Annotated in this window: 14 protein-coding genes; 6 read left to right on the top strand and 8 right to left on the bottom strand. The window is 61.6% G+C overall.

Annotation, left to right across the window (positions count from 1 at the left end; translation table 11 throughout):
• Nucleotide 1: 1 nt before the first annotated feature.
• The 8 genes from M2400_RS07875 to M2400_RS07840 form a co-directional block, all read right to left on the bottom strand.
• Nucleotides 2-973 (bottom strand): ABC transporter permease, encoded by a 972-nt coding sequence (locus M2400_RS07875; RefSeq protein WP_177045388.1) that lies wholly within the window; start codon nt 971-973, stop codon nt 2-4.
• Complete coding sequence (locus M2400_RS07870; protein ID WP_259195788.1) at nt 970-1,962, bottom strand: ABC transporter permease; 993 nt, start codon at nt 1,960-1,962, stop codon at nt 970-972. The genes M2400_RS07875 and M2400_RS07870 overlap by 4 nt, the downstream gene beginning before the upstream one ends.
• Nucleotides 1,949-3,484 carry a sugar ABC transporter ATP-binding protein gene (locus M2400_RS07865; RefSeq protein ID WP_259195790.1) on the bottom strand — a complete coding sequence of 512 codons (1,536 nt, stop codon included), beginning with the start codon at nt 3,482-3,484 and terminating at the stop codon, nt 1,949-1,951. The genes M2400_RS07870 and M2400_RS07865 overlap by 14 nt, the downstream gene beginning before the upstream one ends.
• Nucleotides 3,484-4,470, bottom strand: a complete 987-nt coding sequence (locus tag M2400_RS07860; protein WP_169388312.1) for a sugar ABC transporter substrate-binding protein — start codon at nt 4,468-4,470, stop codon at nt 3,484-3,486. Before M2400_RS07860 ends, M2400_RS07865 begins: the two co-directional genes overlap by 1 nt.
• Nucleotides 4,471-4,649: 179 nt before the next feature.
• Complete coding sequence (locus M2400_RS07855; protein WP_177045396.1) at nt 4,650-5,060, bottom strand: VOC family protein; 411 nt, start codon at nt 5,058-5,060, stop codon at nt 4,650-4,652.
• Between the two features lie 16 nt (nt 5,061-5,076).
• The gene (locus tag M2400_RS07850) at nt 5,077-5,607 is read right to left on the bottom strand and encodes an ester cyclase (protein WP_259195791.1); all 531 of its coding nucleotides are present in this window, start codon (nt 5,605-5,607) and stop codon (nt 5,077-5,079) included.
• A gap of 34 nt (nt 5,608-5,641) precedes the next feature.
• The gene (locus M2400_RS07845) at nt 5,642-6,658 is read right to left on the bottom strand and encodes a polysaccharide deacetylase family protein (protein WP_259195792.1); all 1,017 of its coding nucleotides are present in this window, start codon (nt 6,656-6,658) and stop codon (nt 5,642-5,644) included.
• Between the two features lie 30 nt (nt 6,659-6,688).
• Nucleotides 6,689-7,873 carry an MFS transporter gene (locus M2400_RS07840; RefSeq protein WP_177045402.1) on the bottom strand — a complete coding sequence of 395 codons (1,185 nt, stop codon included), beginning with the start codon at nt 7,871-7,873 and terminating at the stop codon, nt 6,689-6,691.
• Between the two features lie 101 nt (nt 7,874-7,974).
• On the opposite strand from M2400_RS07840, the gene M2400_RS07835 reads away from it, so the two are divergent.
• The 6 genes from M2400_RS07835 to M2400_RS07810 all read left to right on the top strand — a co-directional run bounded on the left by M2400_RS07835 (nt 7,975) and on the right by M2400_RS07810 (nt 15,870).
• On the top strand, nt 7,975-8,898 hold the full coding sequence (locus tag M2400_RS07835; RefSeq protein ID WP_177045404.1) for a LysR family transcriptional regulator: 924 nt from the start codon (nt 7,975-7,977) through the stop codon (nt 8,896-8,898).
• A 32-nt stretch (nt 8,899-8,930) separates the two neighbouring features.
• Nucleotides 8,931-9,317 carry a cupin domain-containing protein gene (locus tag M2400_RS07830; RefSeq protein WP_177045405.1) on the top strand — a complete coding sequence of 129 codons (387 nt, stop codon included), beginning with the start codon at nt 8,931-8,933 and terminating at the stop codon, nt 9,315-9,317.
• A 68-nt stretch (nt 9,318-9,385) separates the two neighbouring features.
• The gene (locus tag M2400_RS07825) at nt 9,386-9,796 is read left to right on the top strand and encodes a DUF3757 domain-containing protein (protein WP_259195793.1); all 411 of its coding nucleotides are present in this window, start codon (nt 9,386-9,388) and stop codon (nt 9,794-9,796) included.
• A gap of 225 nt (nt 9,797-10,021) precedes the next feature.
• Nucleotides 10,022-11,263, top strand: a complete 1,242-nt coding sequence (mexE, locus tag M2400_RS07820; RefSeq protein WP_177045409.1) for a multidrug efflux RND transporter periplasmic adaptor subunit MexE — start codon at nt 10,022-10,024, stop codon at nt 11,261-11,263.
• 15 nt (nt 11,264-11,278) lie between these two features.
• Complete coding sequence (locus M2400_RS07815) at nt 11,279-14,458, top strand: efflux RND transporter permease subunit (protein WP_177045411.1); 3,180 nt, start codon at nt 11,279-11,281, stop codon at nt 14,456-14,458.
• Nucleotides 14,455-15,870 (top strand): efflux transporter outer membrane subunit, encoded by a 1,416-nt coding sequence (locus tag M2400_RS07810; protein WP_177077526.1) that lies wholly within the window; start codon nt 14,455-14,457, stop codon nt 15,868-15,870. The genes M2400_RS07815 and M2400_RS07810 overlap by 4 nt, the downstream gene beginning before the upstream one ends.
• Nucleotides 15,871-16,093: the final 223 nt, after the last annotated feature.

Below are 16,093 nucleotides of genomic sequence, written 5' to 3'. Positions count from 1 at the left end.
CTCAGGTGTTCTGCGCAATCCTGCGACTGATAAAGCTGAAGGCCAGTACCGCAAAAATCAGCACGCCGGTTGCCACCTGCTGCCAGTAGAAATTCCAGCCGATCAGCAGCAAGCCATTGGCGATGACATTGATAAACAGCACCCCCAGCAACGTGCCCGGAATATTTGCCCGGCCCTGGCGATTCAGGGTGGTGCCGATAAACACCGCGCCAATCGCATTCAACAGGAACGCATTGCCCGACAGCGGCACGTAAGCACTCACCGTCGAACTGAGCAGAATCCCCGCCACTGCGCACGCCAGCGCTGCTGCCAGTACCGTGGTGGTGACGATGCGCCGTACAGACAACCCCGAATAATACGCCAGCAACGGCTGGGTGCCCTGGGCCAGCAACTCCCGCCCCAGGCGCCCACGGGCCAGCAACAGGCCGTAGACCACGGCCAGTACCAGCACGATCAACAGTGGCAACGGCACGCCCAGCGGGCTGAAGCTCGCCAGTTCCGGTTTGAATCCCTGGGCGATATAGATCGGTTGGCCGCCGTCCGAGAGCAACTGCTGGGCACTGGTGCCGATAAACAAGGTGCCCAGGGTCGCCAGGAACGGGCTGATCCTGAGCCCTGCGATCAAGCCGGCATTGAACAACCCGACCAGCAGCCCGGCGGCCAACGCGCCAGCAATCGCCACGCCCAATCCGTGCCCGGCGTTAAGCAGCACCACAAAGCTGAAACTGGCGAAATCCACCGCGGTGCCCACCGACAAATCGATGCCACCGGCCGCCACCGCGTAGGTCATGCCGATGGCGACAATCGCCAACAGCACGAAGTTGTTCAGCGCAAGGCTTTTCAGGTTGCCGCCACTGAGGAACCCGGGCGCCTGCCAGGCAAACACCAGCACGATGGCCACGAATACCAGCGGCAACGTCAGGGGCAACAGCGAACGCCAACCCGCTACGCCCATGGTTGCGATTCGGCTCATGATGACTCTCCCCGATTCAAAGCACTGGAGGCCGCGACCACCAGCAGAATCAACACGCCCTGCACACCGTTGACCCAGAAGCTCGACAGGTTGAGCAGTTGAAACCCGTTGATCAAAAAGCCGATCAGCAAAGTCGCCAGCAAGGTGCCGGGGATGCTGGCCACCAGCCGCCGGGAAAACACCACGCCGAGAAAGGCGATCGCCACCACCGACAGCAACATGTCACCGGAGCCGGTGGTGCTGCCGCTGAAAAACGCCGCCGAACACAAGGCCGCCACTGCCGCGCACAGCCCCGACAGCAAATAGCTGGAAAACACATAGGCCGGCACGCGAATCCCGGCGGCTTCAGCGGCGTGCGGGTACTCGCCGACGGCATGCAGGCGTAACCCGTAGGCGGTGTGTTGAATCAGCAGCGTCAGTACGAAGGCCGTCACCAGCAACACCCAGGCGAGTGCCGGCACGGCCAGCCAGGTGCCGCCGCTGAGCAGGTCGAGCAACGGTGAGTCCGTAGAGACCACGGTGTTTTCGGTGAGCACCAGCTCCAGCCCGGCCAGCACATTCATGCTTGCCAGGGTCGCGAGCAAGGGTGGCAAGCGCAGCACCACCACGGCCAGGCCATTGAGCAGTCCGACCGCCAGTCCACAGCCCAAGGTCAGCAGCAGGCTGGCCCAAAGGTCGAGGCCGGCGTTGTTGAGGCGACTGAACACCGCCGCGCACAACCCCAGGTTAGCCGCCAGCGACAGGTCGAGGCCGCCGGCCACCACGTTGGAGCCGCCGCCGATAATCACGCAGGTCAGGCCGAAGGCAAGCACCCCGAGGATCGCCGACTGGCTGAACACATTGGCGATATTGCCCACCGACAGGAAATTCGGCGCAGAGACGGCAAACCCCAGCAAAATCGCGAGGAACACGCCCACCGAGCCGCGTCGCAACACCAGCACCCACAGTCGCTGGGACAAGCCCGGGGTCGCCGTTTCAAGCAGGGACATGGGCCACCTCCTGTTTCACCGGCACGGCTACCGAGGGTTGCACCGCGCCCGTGGCACACGCTAACAACTGATCACTGTCTGCCTCACCGGCCTGGAATTCGCCGGCAATCTCGCCTCGGTGCAGCACCAGGATGCGGTCGCAAATGCCCAGCAGCTCCGGCAGGTCCGACGACAACACCAGCACCGCGGCACCCTCTTCCACCAGGCGCCCGATCAAACGATAAATCTCGACCTTGGCGCCGACATCCACCCCGACACACGGCTCATCCAGCAGGTACACCGCCGAGCGCCGGCTCAGCCATTTGCCCAGGGCAACCTTCTGCTGGTTGCCGCCGCTCAACTGGCTGACCGCCGCCTGCGGGCCCGGCGCCTTGATTACCAATTCACTGATCAGCCGCAGACTTTCGGCCTGCTCATGGCGTTTGCTCAGCAAACCCCAGCGGCTGAAGCGCCCAAGCCCGGCCAGGGTCAGGTTTTCCAGCACCGAGAGCAGCGGCGAAATCCCCTGGCTGCGACGTTCTTCCGGCACCAGGGCAATCCCTTGGGCGATCGCGTCACCCGGTGAACGCAGGCGCAACAGACGACCTTCCAGATGCACGCTGCCGCTGTCGGCACGCACCACGCCAAACAGGGTCTTGAGCAAATCCTTGGCCCCCGACCCCACCAACCCGGTCAGGCCGACGATTTCCCCCCGGCGCAGTTCCAGGTCAATCTGCCGGTAACGCCGGGCCAGGCTCAGCCCGCGCACTTGCAGCAACGGTTCGCCAAGTTCGACCTGCGCCTTGGGATACATCTCCTGGACTTCGCGATTGACCATCAACCGCGCAATCTGCGCGCTGGAGGTATGCCGCGGCTCCACCACCGCTACATCGCGGCCATTGCGCAACACCGTCACCTCATCGCACAGGCTGTCGATTTCCTGCAGGTAATGGGAGATGTAGAGGATCGACAAACCCTGGTCCCGCAAGCGCTTGACGATGCGCAGCAACTGGTCGACTTCGCGCTTGACCAGCGCCACGCTGGGCTCGTCGAACACCAGGATCTTCGGCTGGCGAATCAACGCCCGGGTGATTTGCAGCACCTGGCGCTCGGCGCTGTTCAGCTCGCCCACCAACGCACCGGCCGGCAGTTGCAGGTCAAAATACTCCGCCAGCAAACGCTCGGCTTCGCGCTGTTGGCGACGCCGGTCGACAAACGGACCACGGCGCAACTCATGCCCGAAGAACAGCGCCTCGCCTACGGTGAAACTCGCCGGCAATAACCGCTCCTGATGGATGAACTGCACACCCAGGGCGTCCACCTGGCGCGGCGACAGTGAAGCGTACGACTGGCCGTCAATGCTCAGTTGCCCCGAGTCCGCCTTGTGGATCCCCGCCAACACCTTGATCAAGGTCGACTTGCCGGCACCGTTCTCGCCCACCAGGCCGTGAATGGTGCCGCGCTCGACTTTCAGGCTCGCATCATCCAGCGCCAGGGTGGCACCGAAGCGTTTGCGCAGATGCTGCAAGTGCAACGCCGCCATCAATCACCCCGCAGTTGCTGGACCTGCGCCAGGTTGGCAGCGGTGGTCAGCAGCGTCGGTACATGGGTTTCCTTGGGCAGGTCGCGCTGCCCGGCCAGGTACCGCGCCACGTTCTGCACGGCGGTCTTGCCGATCAGCGCGGGTTGCTGGGCCACCACCGCGCCTACCGGCGAATTCGCCTGGCCCAGCAGTTCCAGCACTTCAGGCGTGCCATCCACGCCGTAGGTCTTGATCTCGGTGCGCTTGGCATCGATCAGCGCCTTGCTCGCGCCCAGTTGTGGAATGTCCCACGCCGCCCAGATCGCCGAGACGCTGCCGGCCGGGTACTTGTTGAGCAACGCAGACACTTGGGAATAGGCATCCTGCACGGTGTTGGGGATTACATCCCGCAGCTCCGGCTGGATGATCTCCAGCTGCGGATGATCCTTGAGCGCCAGCTTCAACTGGTCGTAGCGAATCGCGCACACCGGCACGCCGTAGAAGCCGTTGAACACCAGGATCTTGCCCTTGCCGCCGGCGTCCTTGATCAGTTGATCGGCCAAGGCCTTGCCGGTGGCGACGTTGTCGGAGGTGGTGTTGTTGAGGCTGTACTGCGAAGGCGCGTCGATGGTGAACAGCGGAATGCCGGCCTTGCTGATGCGCTTGAGCCACGGGTCGATCACGCTGAGGGTGCCGAGCGTCTGGATCACCGCATCGGGTTTCTGGGTGACCACGGTTTGCAGCTGGGTCACCAGGTTCTTGTCATTGCGCCCGGCGTCCAGGGTAATGGGCGTGCCGCCGAGACGCTTGATCTCGTCGACCTGGGCCTGGAACGCCTTGATATCGAAGTAGTGACTGGTACCAGTCATGCTCACGGCAATGCGCTTGCCGGCCAGGGACGGTACCGCGTCATCGCCCTCGGCGGCCTGGGAAATGGCGGCATGGCCCAGCAACAGCGCTGCGCCAAGCCAGATAAAACGGGAACGCGAGAAAAAGGTGCAAGGCATACAGGGCTCCGCTGAGCGACGGGTGAAAGGGTTCACCTGTGTGCATTGCAGAGCCCATGCCATAAATAAATATCAATAGAATCAATCAGATGAAAACAGTCGTCGGCAGTGCGCTGTCCCGCGTAAACCACAACTGCCCGATTGCTGTTGCCCAGCCAACAGTTGGCCGGGCAGTCACCTCAGGCCGCCGGGTAAGCAAAGATCAGCTCGACCCTGATACCGTTCGGGTCCTCGACAAACAATTGGTGCTCGAACAGCTCCGGCACCACCCGCTCGGTGAACGGCACCCCACGCTTGCGCAGGCGTTGTTGATGCCTTGGCAGATCGTCACAGCGCAATGCGATGTGATCGAGCGCACCTGAGCCGTGCCCCGGGCTGCGTCCGCCAAGGTACGCTTCAAGCGCCGCATCGTTGCGTTGAACGTTGGCGATGTGCAACAGCGGCCGCCCTGCTGAATAAAGCCAGCTCCCCGGAAAAGGGAACGCCGGGCGCCAACCCTCCTCCAGTCCGAGGGCGTCACGATAGAAACTCACCGTCGCGTCGACATGCTCCGTGCGGAGCGTGAAGTGATCCAGGTAGTGAACGGTCATGTGCAGAGCCCTCCCGTCAGAGCGCACCCAACTGCTTCATCAGCGTCAGGTTGTCTTCGATGTGCCAGTTGGCGACGATCTTGCCGTTGCCGATCTGATAAATGTCGGTGGCAATAAAGTCCACGACCTGGCCGGTGCCCTTGATCTGGCCGAAGGAACCGGTGAAGTGCCCGCGAAAATGCAAATGCGCCACGACGCGATCGCCGGCAATGATCATTTGCTCCACTTCGCAGCTCAGGTCCGGCACCGCGCCGCGAAACGCGCGGGAGGCCAGCAGCGGTCCCTCCGGCCCTTGCTTGCGCCCGGCGGGCGGTGTTTTGTCGATGAAGTTGAGCGCCAGCGCTTCACGGGCCAGGCTCTCGTCACCGGTATTCCAGAACGTGTCGTAACGCCGGGCGACAGTTTCCATGATCTTCAGTTGCGTGGCGGTCAGGCTCTTGTCCACCACCAGGACACCGGGCGCCACCAGCTCGGTGGTGGCAAACGCCAAGCCCGAGAGGGTCAGGGCCAGGAATCCGGCGGCGATAAAGGGAATGGAGCGTTGCATAGAGGCACATCCTATAAAGGCGAAGAGAACGAACTCAGATGGTTTCGCTTTCCCTGAGGCTGAGGGGGCTTTTCAAAGTGTATTGAGCGATGGCGTCCTTGCGCATGAACGCCACGCCGGGATGGCTGTTGGCGTACCGCAGAAACTCGTCCCAGACCCTGACCATTTGCGGCGTACCGCTGATGCGGTCGTGGGCACTGATCGCCATCATGCGGCGTCGGCTACCGGCTTCCTGGTAGAGCTGGTCGAACTCCAGCTTGACCTGTTCAAGGAATTTCGAGGGCGAGTAATTGCGCCCCTCAATCAACACGATGTCGTTGTTGCGCAGGGTGTACGGGACCACGACAAAGTCCTTGCCATTGACCTGCTCGATAAACGGCTCGTCACGACTCACATCATCAATGTGATAGACGTAGCCCAGCTCCTGCAACAACGACAAGGTATTGGGCCCGCGCCGCAGCCAGTTGCAGTTGTAGCCGGTGACCGGCTGACCGGTGACGTCCTGCAGCATGCTCGCGGCCTGGCGCAGAAAGGTGCGCTCTTCATCGCGGCTCATGGCAAATTGCGAGCTCCAGTGCGGGCCATGCCCCGAGGCTTCGTGCCCACGGGCGACGATCTCCCGGGCCAGCGCGGGGTTGCGCTTTACGGCGTCGCCGATCATGTGGCAGGTGACTTTCACCCCATGCCGGTCCCAGAGGTCAAGCATCCGCGGAATACCTTCACGGTAGCCGTAGGCAAACCAGGTGTTGGTGGCCACATCCTGCGGAACACTGTCGGGAAAATCCACGTGGGGGAACGGACTGTCAGTGCCCTTGAGCGGTTGGCCGCCTGCCTCGAATTGCATGGAAATGGACACCACCAGCCGGGTGTCCCCAGGCCAGAAACGCCCGGTTGCCTTGCCGGCAGTCGCCGCGGGGGCAGCGTTGCCCTGCCCTGTCACGGCGGCGTTGGCAGTGGCCGGGCCGAGCAGCGATCCTGCGGCCAGAACGGCTGCACCTGCGCCGGCCTGGGCGAGGAAAGTACGACGTTGCGGGTTATCGGTTTTTTCCATGTTGGTTCACCTCATACTGAATTCAGGGGATCAAGCAATTGCGGCAGTCCGGGTGGCTTTGCCCGCGCCTTCCTGGGAAACGATGAACAGCACACCGAGCAACGGAATCGCTGCGGCAGCGAACGGAATGGCCGCCGCGCCCCAGTGGCTGTCCACCACGATGCCCCCGAGGATGCCGCCCAGGGCGTTGGCCAGGTTGAAGGCCGAGATATTCGCCGTGGCAGCCAGCTCCGGGGCCTTGCCGCCGTGCTTCATCACGCGCATTTGCATGGATGGCACGTTGGCGAACGAGGCGATACCAAAGAGGAACGCGGTCACCAGGAACGGCCACTTGTAGGGCGCCACGAGGCCTGCGGCGATCAGCGTCACGATCATCGCCGCCGGCCAGAACATCAGCGAAAAGCGCAAGTTGGCGTCGGCGGTACGCGCCCCGAGGCTGTTGCCAACTACCAGGCCAATGCCGACCACGACCAGCACCGCGGTCAACATCGTCGAATCAAACCCGGCCACCTGTTCGGCAATCGGCGCGATGTAGCCATAAAAGGCCATGAACCCGGCCCAGCCGAGCACGGTGAACATCAGGCTGGCCAGCAGGTTGCGGTTACGAAACACCGACAACTGGTTGATCACCGAAACCGCCTGCTCGGTGCCCTGGCGCTTGATCGACACGACGATTGCCAGCAACGCGAGCACGCCCAACGCGGCGACTACCAGGAAGGCCGTGCTCCAGCCATATTGATTGCCAATCCACGAGCCGGCGGGTACGCCCAATACGTTGGCCAACGTCAGCCCGGCAAACATCTGGCCGACGGCGCGGCCTTCCATGCCGCTGGCCACCAAGCGCGTTGCGACCACGGCACCGATCCCGTAGAACGGCCCCTGGGTCAGCCCGGCAATCGCCCGACTCACCAGCAACACGCTGTAGTCGCTGCTGAGGGCGGTCATCACGTTGGCGCCGACGAACACCGCCATCAACAGCCACAGCACCGTGCGTTTTTCGTAGCGTGAGAGCCAGATCGTCAGCACCGGGCCGCCGACCACGATGGCCAGCGCATAGGCGGTAATCAGGTTGCCCGCCTGCCCTTCAGTGATGTTGAGGCTATGGGAGACTTGGGTCAGCAAGCCGGCAATCACGAATTCGGCGGTGCCGATGGCGAAGGCCGCCAGGGTCAGCACCCAGACCTGGATGGGCATTTTTGCAGGGTTGGACGACATGTCAGTCACTCCGCTGGTTAACGATGGGTGCAAAACTAGTCCTTTGGGTTTAATTTGATAATTGAGCTGAAATCAAAAACCACCTTCGGAAATACCGAACAATGCTGCTGAAGAACCTCGAGTTGTTTTTGCTGATCGTGGAAAAAGGCGGGCTGTCGGCGGCGGGTAGAGAGCTGGGACTGTCACCCGCCTCCGTCTCGGAAAGGCTCGCGCAGCTGGAGGGTTTCTATGGCGCCAGCCTGCTCAACCGCACCACCCGGGCGATCAACCTGACGGACGAAGGCCGCTTGCTGGTGGACGGTGCACGGCGCCTGCTGGCGGAGGCCGAGGAGTTGCACAGCAGCATTCGCCATGGCACCCACACCCTGTCGGGGCCGATTCGGCTCAGCGCCCCGGAAGACCTCGGGCGTCAATACATTGAACCGATCCTCGCCGCGTTCATGCTGGAGCATCCCGAGATCAGCATTGACCTGAACCTTAGTGACGGCTACGCCGACCCGGTGAGCCAGGGCATTGATTTCGCGGTGCGCTACGGCGCGCTGGCGGATAGCACCCTGCATGCCAGGCCGATTGGCGAAAACCGTCGCGTGCTGTGTGCATCACCCCACTACCTGGCGCTCAATGGCACGCCCCGACACCCCGAGGACCTGGCGCGTCATGAGTGCCTGGTGATGCGCTTCGGCATCAATATTTCGCGGGAATGGACCTTCAAGCGGCACGGGCACACCCATCGGGTGCTGGTCCAGGGCCGGCGGGTGGCGAACGACGGCGCGCTGGTGCGCCAGTGGTGCCTGGCCGGTCATGGCATTTGCCTGAAATCGGTGTGGGACGTGCGCGCCGATCTTGAGGCCGGACGCTTGGTCGAGCTGCTGACTGACTATGATCTGGGCAGTACCGCGTTGAACATCGTCTACCCGCCAACCCGGGTTCAGCCGCGCCGCGTCAGGGTGCTGATCGAGCGAATGGTGAATGAGCTGGCACTGCACGATCATTCAATATCCGGCAAGCCATTGGGCCTAACGTAAGGCTCCGATGACTTGAAACCCTGGAACCTCCAATGTCCGCCACCCCCGCTTCGACGAATTACACACCGATCAACTTCGCCAGCAAATACGCCCTGTTCAGCGAGCAATGGGCGCCCAAGGTCGTCGCGCAAATGAATGACTACCAGTTCAAGGTGGTGAAGATCGAGGGTGATTTCATCTGGCACGACCATGCCGACACCGATGAAACCTTTATCGTGCTGGAAGGCACGCTGCGCATCGACTTTCGCGATGGTGCCGTGACGATTGGCCAAGGGGAAATGTACGTGGTGCCCAAAGGCGTCGAGCACAAGCCGCACGCATTGGGCGAGGTGAAGTTGCTGTTGATCGAACCCTGCGGTGTGTTGAATACCGGCACCGAAGGTGGGGAGCGCACGGCGATCAACGACGTGTGGATTTAACACCGTCCGGCGTTACCTGTTTGGGCTAATCTTCACATCACTGTTTCTCCAGGCCAGGAGCACGCGTGATGAACAGGCAGCTCAAGAAAACCTCAGCCCTCGTGATTACCCTGATGGCGTTTGTGGGCAACGCCTACGCCGGCGCTGGCGCCTGCCCGCCCACCAATGCCCTTAAAGATGCTTTCAAAAAGACGCCGTCCGGCGAAGTGGTTGCCTACACCGCGTCCGGCCCAGGCGGTCAGCAATGGACCGGGCAAAACCCGATGACAGAGCAGACGGATCTGCACCAGGTCCAGTTCGAAAAGGCGGTGATCCAAAGCAGCCAGGGTCAGTCGTCTGTGGCATGCCACTACCTCGATCAGAACCATGAACCAGTGAGCATGACCCTGAAAAACCAGGCCAACGCCAAGCCTGTTGGCAGCGCCTGGACAGGAAACGAATGCAAGGCCACCAACCCGGCGCTGTGCACATTCGAATAGCAACCACCCTCGACAGTTTACGGGGCGCGCTGTTCCTTGCATCCTGCGCAATAGTCCTTTGTCATCAACAGCATTGATAGCTCCCTAACGAAACCCCCATGCTAGAGGGCTCGCTTTACGCTTATATCATTCCGAATGATAGTTACCTTTGTTTCATTCGATTCGTGAGATAGCACCCTGCCGAGCATGATCCGCCCATCTTAAATACATTGGCGGATGCACCTCATGGAACAGTCACTCAAACATTTGCGCTATCCACTGGCCATTTTGGCCGTGATGGTGATGAGCGCGTGCGGCAAGACACCAGAACAAGCGGCCGCCATGCCACCAAGCCACGTCAGCGTGGCCAAGGTGCTGGAACAACCGGTCAACGAGTGGGACGAGTTCACCGGCCGCCTCGAAGCACCGGAAACCGTGCAGATCCGTCCACGCGTGTCGGGCCAGATCGATCAGGTAGCTTTCACCGAAGGCGCGCTGGTCAAGAAAGGCGACCTGCTGTTCCAGATTGACCCACGCCCATTCCAGGCTGAAGTGCGCCGCCTCGAAGCACAGCTCGCGCAAACCAAGGCCGCCGCCACCCGCAGCGATAACGAAGCCCAGCGCGGCGAACGCCTGCGCCAGAGCAATGCGATCTCCGCCGAACTGGCCGATTCGCGCACCACCGCCGCCCAGGAAGCCCACGCCACGGTGGCCGGGATCCAGGCGCAGTTGGACCTGGCCAAGCTGAACCTGAGCTTCACCCGTGTGACCTCACCTATCAGCGGCCGTGTCAGCCGTGCCGAGATCACCGCCGGCAACCTGGTGACCGCCGATGTCACCGCGCTGACCAGCGTGGTGTCCACCGACAAGGTCTACGCCTACTTCGACGCCGATGAGCGTGTGTACCTCAAGTACACCGAACTCGCGCGCCAGGGCCGCCGTGGCGCTACCACCCCGGTGTACCTGGGCCTGTCCAATGAAACCGGCAACCCGCACCTGGGCCAGATGAACTTCGTCGACAACCAGGTCAACCCGGCCACCGGCACCATTCGTGGTCGCGCCGTGTTTGATAACAGCAAGGGCGAATACACCCCTGGCCTGTATGCCCGCCTGAAGCTGGTAGGCAGCGGCACCTACTCGGCCGTGCTGATCACCGATGAAGCCGTGGGCACTGACCTTGGCAAGAAATTCGTACTGGTGATGGACGGCGACAAGCCGGCTTATCGCGCCGTGGAACTGGGGCCGAAGATCGAAGGCTTGCGCATCGTGCGCAGCGGCCTGACCAAGGACGACACGATCATCGTCAAGGGCTTGCAGCGCGTTCGCCCGGGGTCGCCGGTTGCTCCGGAAACCATCCCGATGGCCAGCAAGGAAACCCTCGCCGCCCTGGCACAACAACGACAAGCGCTTGAAGCCAGCAACCTGGAGCAAGTGGCGCCGGATAAAGCCGCGCCCAAGCTGGCCAGCGTCGCGACTCCACGCGGTTAAGGGATACAACTCAAGATGAATTTTTCCAAGTTCTTCATTTCGCGGCCGATCTTCGCAGCGGTGCTTTCGCTGTTGATCCTGATCGCCGGCGCGATCTCGCTGTTCCAACTGCCGATCAGCGAATACCCGGAAGTGGTGCCGCCGACTGTGGTGGTACGCGCCAACTTCCCGGGGGCCAACCCCAAAGTCATCGGTGAAACCGTGGCCGCTCCCCTGGAGCAAGCCATCACCGGCGTCGAGAACATGCTGTACATGTCCTCGCAGTCGACCGCCGACGGCAAGCTGACCCTGACCATCACCTTCGCCCTGGGCACCGACCTGGACAACGCGCAGGTGCAGGTGCAGAACCGGGTGACCCGGACTCAGCCAAAACTGCCTGAAGAAGTGACGCGCATCGGTATTACCGTGGACAAGGCCTCCCCTGACCTGACCATGGTGGTGCACATCACCTCCCCGGACCAACGCTACAACATGCTCTACCTGTCCAACTACGCCATCCTCAATATCAAGGATGAGCTGGCACGGCTGGGCGGCGTGGGTGATGTGCAGCTGTTCGGCATGGGCGATTACTCCCTGCGTGTGTGGCTGGACCCGAACAAGACCGCCTCGCGCAACCTGACCGCTACCGATGTGGTAACGGCCATTCGCGAACAGAACCGCCAGGTGGCGGCCGGTGCATTGGGTGCGCAGCCTGCGCCCACCGACACCAGTTTCCAATTGTCGGTGAATACCCAGGGCCGTCTGGTCACTGAGGAAGAGTTCGAAAACATCGTCATCCGTGCCGGCGACAACGGCGAAATCACGCGCCTTAAAGATATCGCGCGGGTTGAGTTGGGCTCCAGCCAGTACGCCCTGCGCTCGTTGATCGATAACCAGCCGGCCGTGGCGATCCCGATCTTCCAGCGCCCTGGTTCCAACGCGATCGACATCTCCAATGAAGTGCGGGCCGAAATGGCGGAGCTGAAAAAGAGCTTCCCGGAAGGCATGGACTACCGCATCGCCTACGACCCGACCGTGTTCGTGCGCGGTTCCATCGAGGCCGTGGTTCACACCTTGTTCGAAGCACTGATTCTGGTGGTGCTGGTGGTGATCCTGTTCCTGCAGACCTGGCGCGCCTCGATCATTCCATTGGTGGCGGTGCCGGTATCGTTGATCGGTACGTTTGCGGTGATGCACCTGTTCGGCTTCTCACTCAACGCGCTGTCGCTGTTCGGATTGGTATTGGCTATCGGCATCGTGGTGGACGACGCCATCGTGGTGGTGGAGAACGTCGAGCGGAACATTGAATTGGGACTCGAACCGTTCCCGGCCACCGAAAAGGCCATGAGCGAAGTGACCGGCCCGATCATCGCGACCGCGTTGGTACTGTGTGCCGTGTTCATCCCCGCTGCCTTTATCAGTGGCTTGACCGGACAGTTCTATAAGCAGTTCGCCCTGACCATTGCGATTTCCACGGTGATTTCGGCGTTCAACTCGCTGACCCTGTCGCCTGCACTGGCAGCGGTATTGCTTAAAGGTCACAACGCACCGAAAGACGGCTTCTCGCGGTTCCTCGACAAGATGCTGGGTGGCTGGTTGTTCAAACCGTTCAACCGCTTCTTCGATAAAGCCAGCCATGGTTATGTAGGCACCGTGCGCCGGGTGATTCGCGGCAGTGGCATCGCGCTGTTCCTGTACGCCGGCCTGATGGTTCTGACCTGGCTGGGCTTTGCCCACACGCCAACCGGTTTCGTACCGGCCCAGGACAAGCAATACCTGGTGGCCTTCGCGCAATTGCCGGACGCCGCGAGCCTGGACCGCACCGAAGACGTGATCAAGCGCATGTCCGACATCGCCATGAAACAGCCTGGCGTGGAAAGCGCGATTGCCTTCCCTGGCTTGTCGATCAACGGTTTTACCAACAGCCCGAACAACGGCATCGTGTTCGTGACCCTGAAACCGTTCGATGAGCGTAAAGACCCGAGCCTGTCTGCCGGTGCGATTGCCGGTGCACTGAACGGCAAGTACAGCAGCATCCAGGAAGCCTACATGGCGATCTTCCCACCGCCGCCGGTACAGGGCCTGGGCACGATTGGCGGGTTCCGCCTGCAGGTCGAAGACCGTGGCAACCTGGGTTACGACGAGCTGTACAAAGAAGTGCAGAACATCATCACCAAGAGCCGTGGCGTACCGGAGTTGTTCGGCCTGTTCACCAGCTACACGGTCAACGTGCCCCAGGTCGATGCTGCCATCGACCGCGAAAAGGCCAAGACCCACGGCGTGGCGATCAGCGACATCTTCGACACCCTGCAGATCTACCTGGGTTCGTTGTATGCCAACGACTTCAACCGCTTCGGTCGTACCTATCAGGTCAACGTGCAGGCTGAACAACAGTTCCGCCAGGATGAAGACCAGATCGGCCAGCTGAAAGTACGCAACAACAAAGGCGAGATGATCCCGTTGGCGACCTTTATCAAGGTCAGCGACACCTCGGGCCCGGACCGCGTGATGCACTACAACGGTTTCATCACTGCTGAAATCAACGGTAACGCCGCACCGGGCTACAGCTCCGGCCAGGCTCAGGTGGCGATTGAAAAACTGTTGAAAGACGAGCTGCCCAACGGCATGACCTACGAGTGGACCGACCTGACTTATCAGCAAATCCTCTCGGGCAACACCGCGCTGTTCGTGTTCCCGCTCTGCGTACTGCTGGCGTTCCTGGTACTGGCCGCCCAATACGAAAGCTGGAGCCTGCCACTGGCGGTGATCCTGATCGTACCGATGACCCTGCTGTCGGCCATCACCGGGGTGATCATCTCCGGCGGCGACAACAACATCTTTACCCAGATTGGCCTGATCGTACTGGTGGGCCTGGCCTGTAAGAACGCGATTCTGATCGTCGAGTTTGCCAAGGACAAACAGCAGGAAGGTCTCGACCCTCTGGCTGCGGTACTGGAAGCCTGCCGTCTGCGTCTGCGGCCGATCCTGATGACCTCGTTCGCCTTCATCATGGGTGTAGTGCCTCTGGTGCTCTCCAGCGGTGCCGGTGCCGAGATGCGTCATGCCATGGGTGTGGCGGTGTTCTCCGGGATGATCGGCGTGACCTTCTTCGGTCTGCTGCTGACGCCAGTGTTCTATGTACTGATCCGCCGGTTTGTCGAACGCGGTGAAGCGCGCAAAGCGGCCAAGGCCTTGAAGCTGGAGACACAGCAATGAGCGTGAAAGTATTTTTGCCGAGCTTGCTGGTACTGGCGCTGAGCGCCTGTGCCGTGGGCCCGGACTATAAAACCCAGCCACTGGAGGCGGCCAACGTAACGGCCGCCGCCGACGCCAAGCAGTACGACCATGCGAAGTTCGAAGGCATCTGGTGGCAGCAATTCGAGGACCCGACCCTTGACCAGTTGGTGACTCAATCCTTGCAAGGCAACCGTGACCTGCGGGTGGCATTTGCCCGCCTGCGGGCCGCCCGGGCGATTCGTGACGACGCCGCCAACGACGTGATGCCGGTGATCACCAGCCGCGTCAGCAGCGACGTGGGCAAAGGCCAGATTCCGGGCCAGACCACCAACCGCGTCAACAGCGAGCGTTATGACCTGGGCCTGGACATGGCCTGGGAAGTGGATTTGTTCGGGCGCATCCGCCGCAACCTGGAGGCCAGCGATGCTGACCAACAGGTTGCCGAAGCCGACCTGTATCAACTGCAAGTCACCATGATTGCCGAGCTGGTGGACGCTTACGGCCAACTGCGAGGCGCGCAACTGCGCGAGAAGATCGCGGTAGCCAACCTGAAGAACCAGGAAGATTCCCGTGGTATCACCGTCAGCCTGCGGGATGCCGGTGTGGGCGATCAGCTCGATGTGGTGCGTGCCGATGCGCGTCTGGCGGCTGTAGAAGCCAGTGTGCCGCAGCTGCAGGCTGAGGAAGTGCGCGAGCGTAATCGCATCGCCACCCTTCTCGGCCAGCGCCCGGACAAGTTGACCGTGGACCTGAGCCCGAAAGACTTGCCGGCGATTGCCAAGGCGTTGCCGATTGGCGATCCGGGGCAACTGTTGCAGCGTCGTCCGGACATTCTCAGTGCTGAGCGTAAGTTGGCAGCGGCCACTGCGCGGATTGGGGTGGCCAAGGCTGATCTGTTTCCACGGGTGAGCCTCAGTGGGTTCCTTGGCTTTACTGCCGGGCGCGGTTCGCAGATTGGTTCGGCGGCGGCCAATGCCTGGTCGCTGGGCCCGAGCATTACCTGGGCGGCGTTTGACCTGGGCAGCGTGCGGGCGCGGTTGCGGGGTGCGGATGCCGAAGCTGATGGCGCCTTGGCGACTTACGAGCAGCAGGTGCTGTTGGCGTTGGAAGAATCGGAGAATGCCTTCAGTGATTACGGCAAACGCCAGCAGCGGTTGGTGTCGCTGATTCGTCAGAGTGAGTCGAGCCGTGCGGCTGCAGACCTCGCAGAGATTCGCTACCGCGAAGGTACGGTGGACTTCCTGGTGTTGCTGGACGCGCAACGTGAGCGTCTGGCGGCCGAGGATTCGCAGGCTCAGGCTGAGGTGGATCTGTACCGCGGTATCGTGGCGATCTACAAGGCGTTGGGTGGTGGTTGGCAGCCGAGTACTACCATCGCCAGTGCCAAGTGATCTGATTTAAAGAGCTCCTTTGGTTGGTCGCATCCAGCCAATTTTTTGCCCCGTGCCGTTATTCGGTCGCGGGGCTTTTTTTTGGGGCTGGGGGTTTGTGTGTATATCCGTTATTTGGGTTATGGCGGCTATTGGTTCCGCTCTTACAGCGGCTCACTTTTGAAAAGCGCAAAAGTAAGCAAAACGCTCTTGCCCCACCACTCGGCACCTCGCTCAGGCTCGG

Source organism: Pseudomonas sp. BIGb0558, assembly GCF_024807515.1.
GTDB lineage: Bacteria > Pseudomonadota > Gammaproteobacteria > Pseudomonadales > Pseudomonadaceae > Aquipseudomonas > Aquipseudomonas yamanorum_A.
The sequence above is the reverse complement of the archived record's forward strand: the minus strand, read 5'-3'. Positions and strand labels throughout refer to the sequence as shown.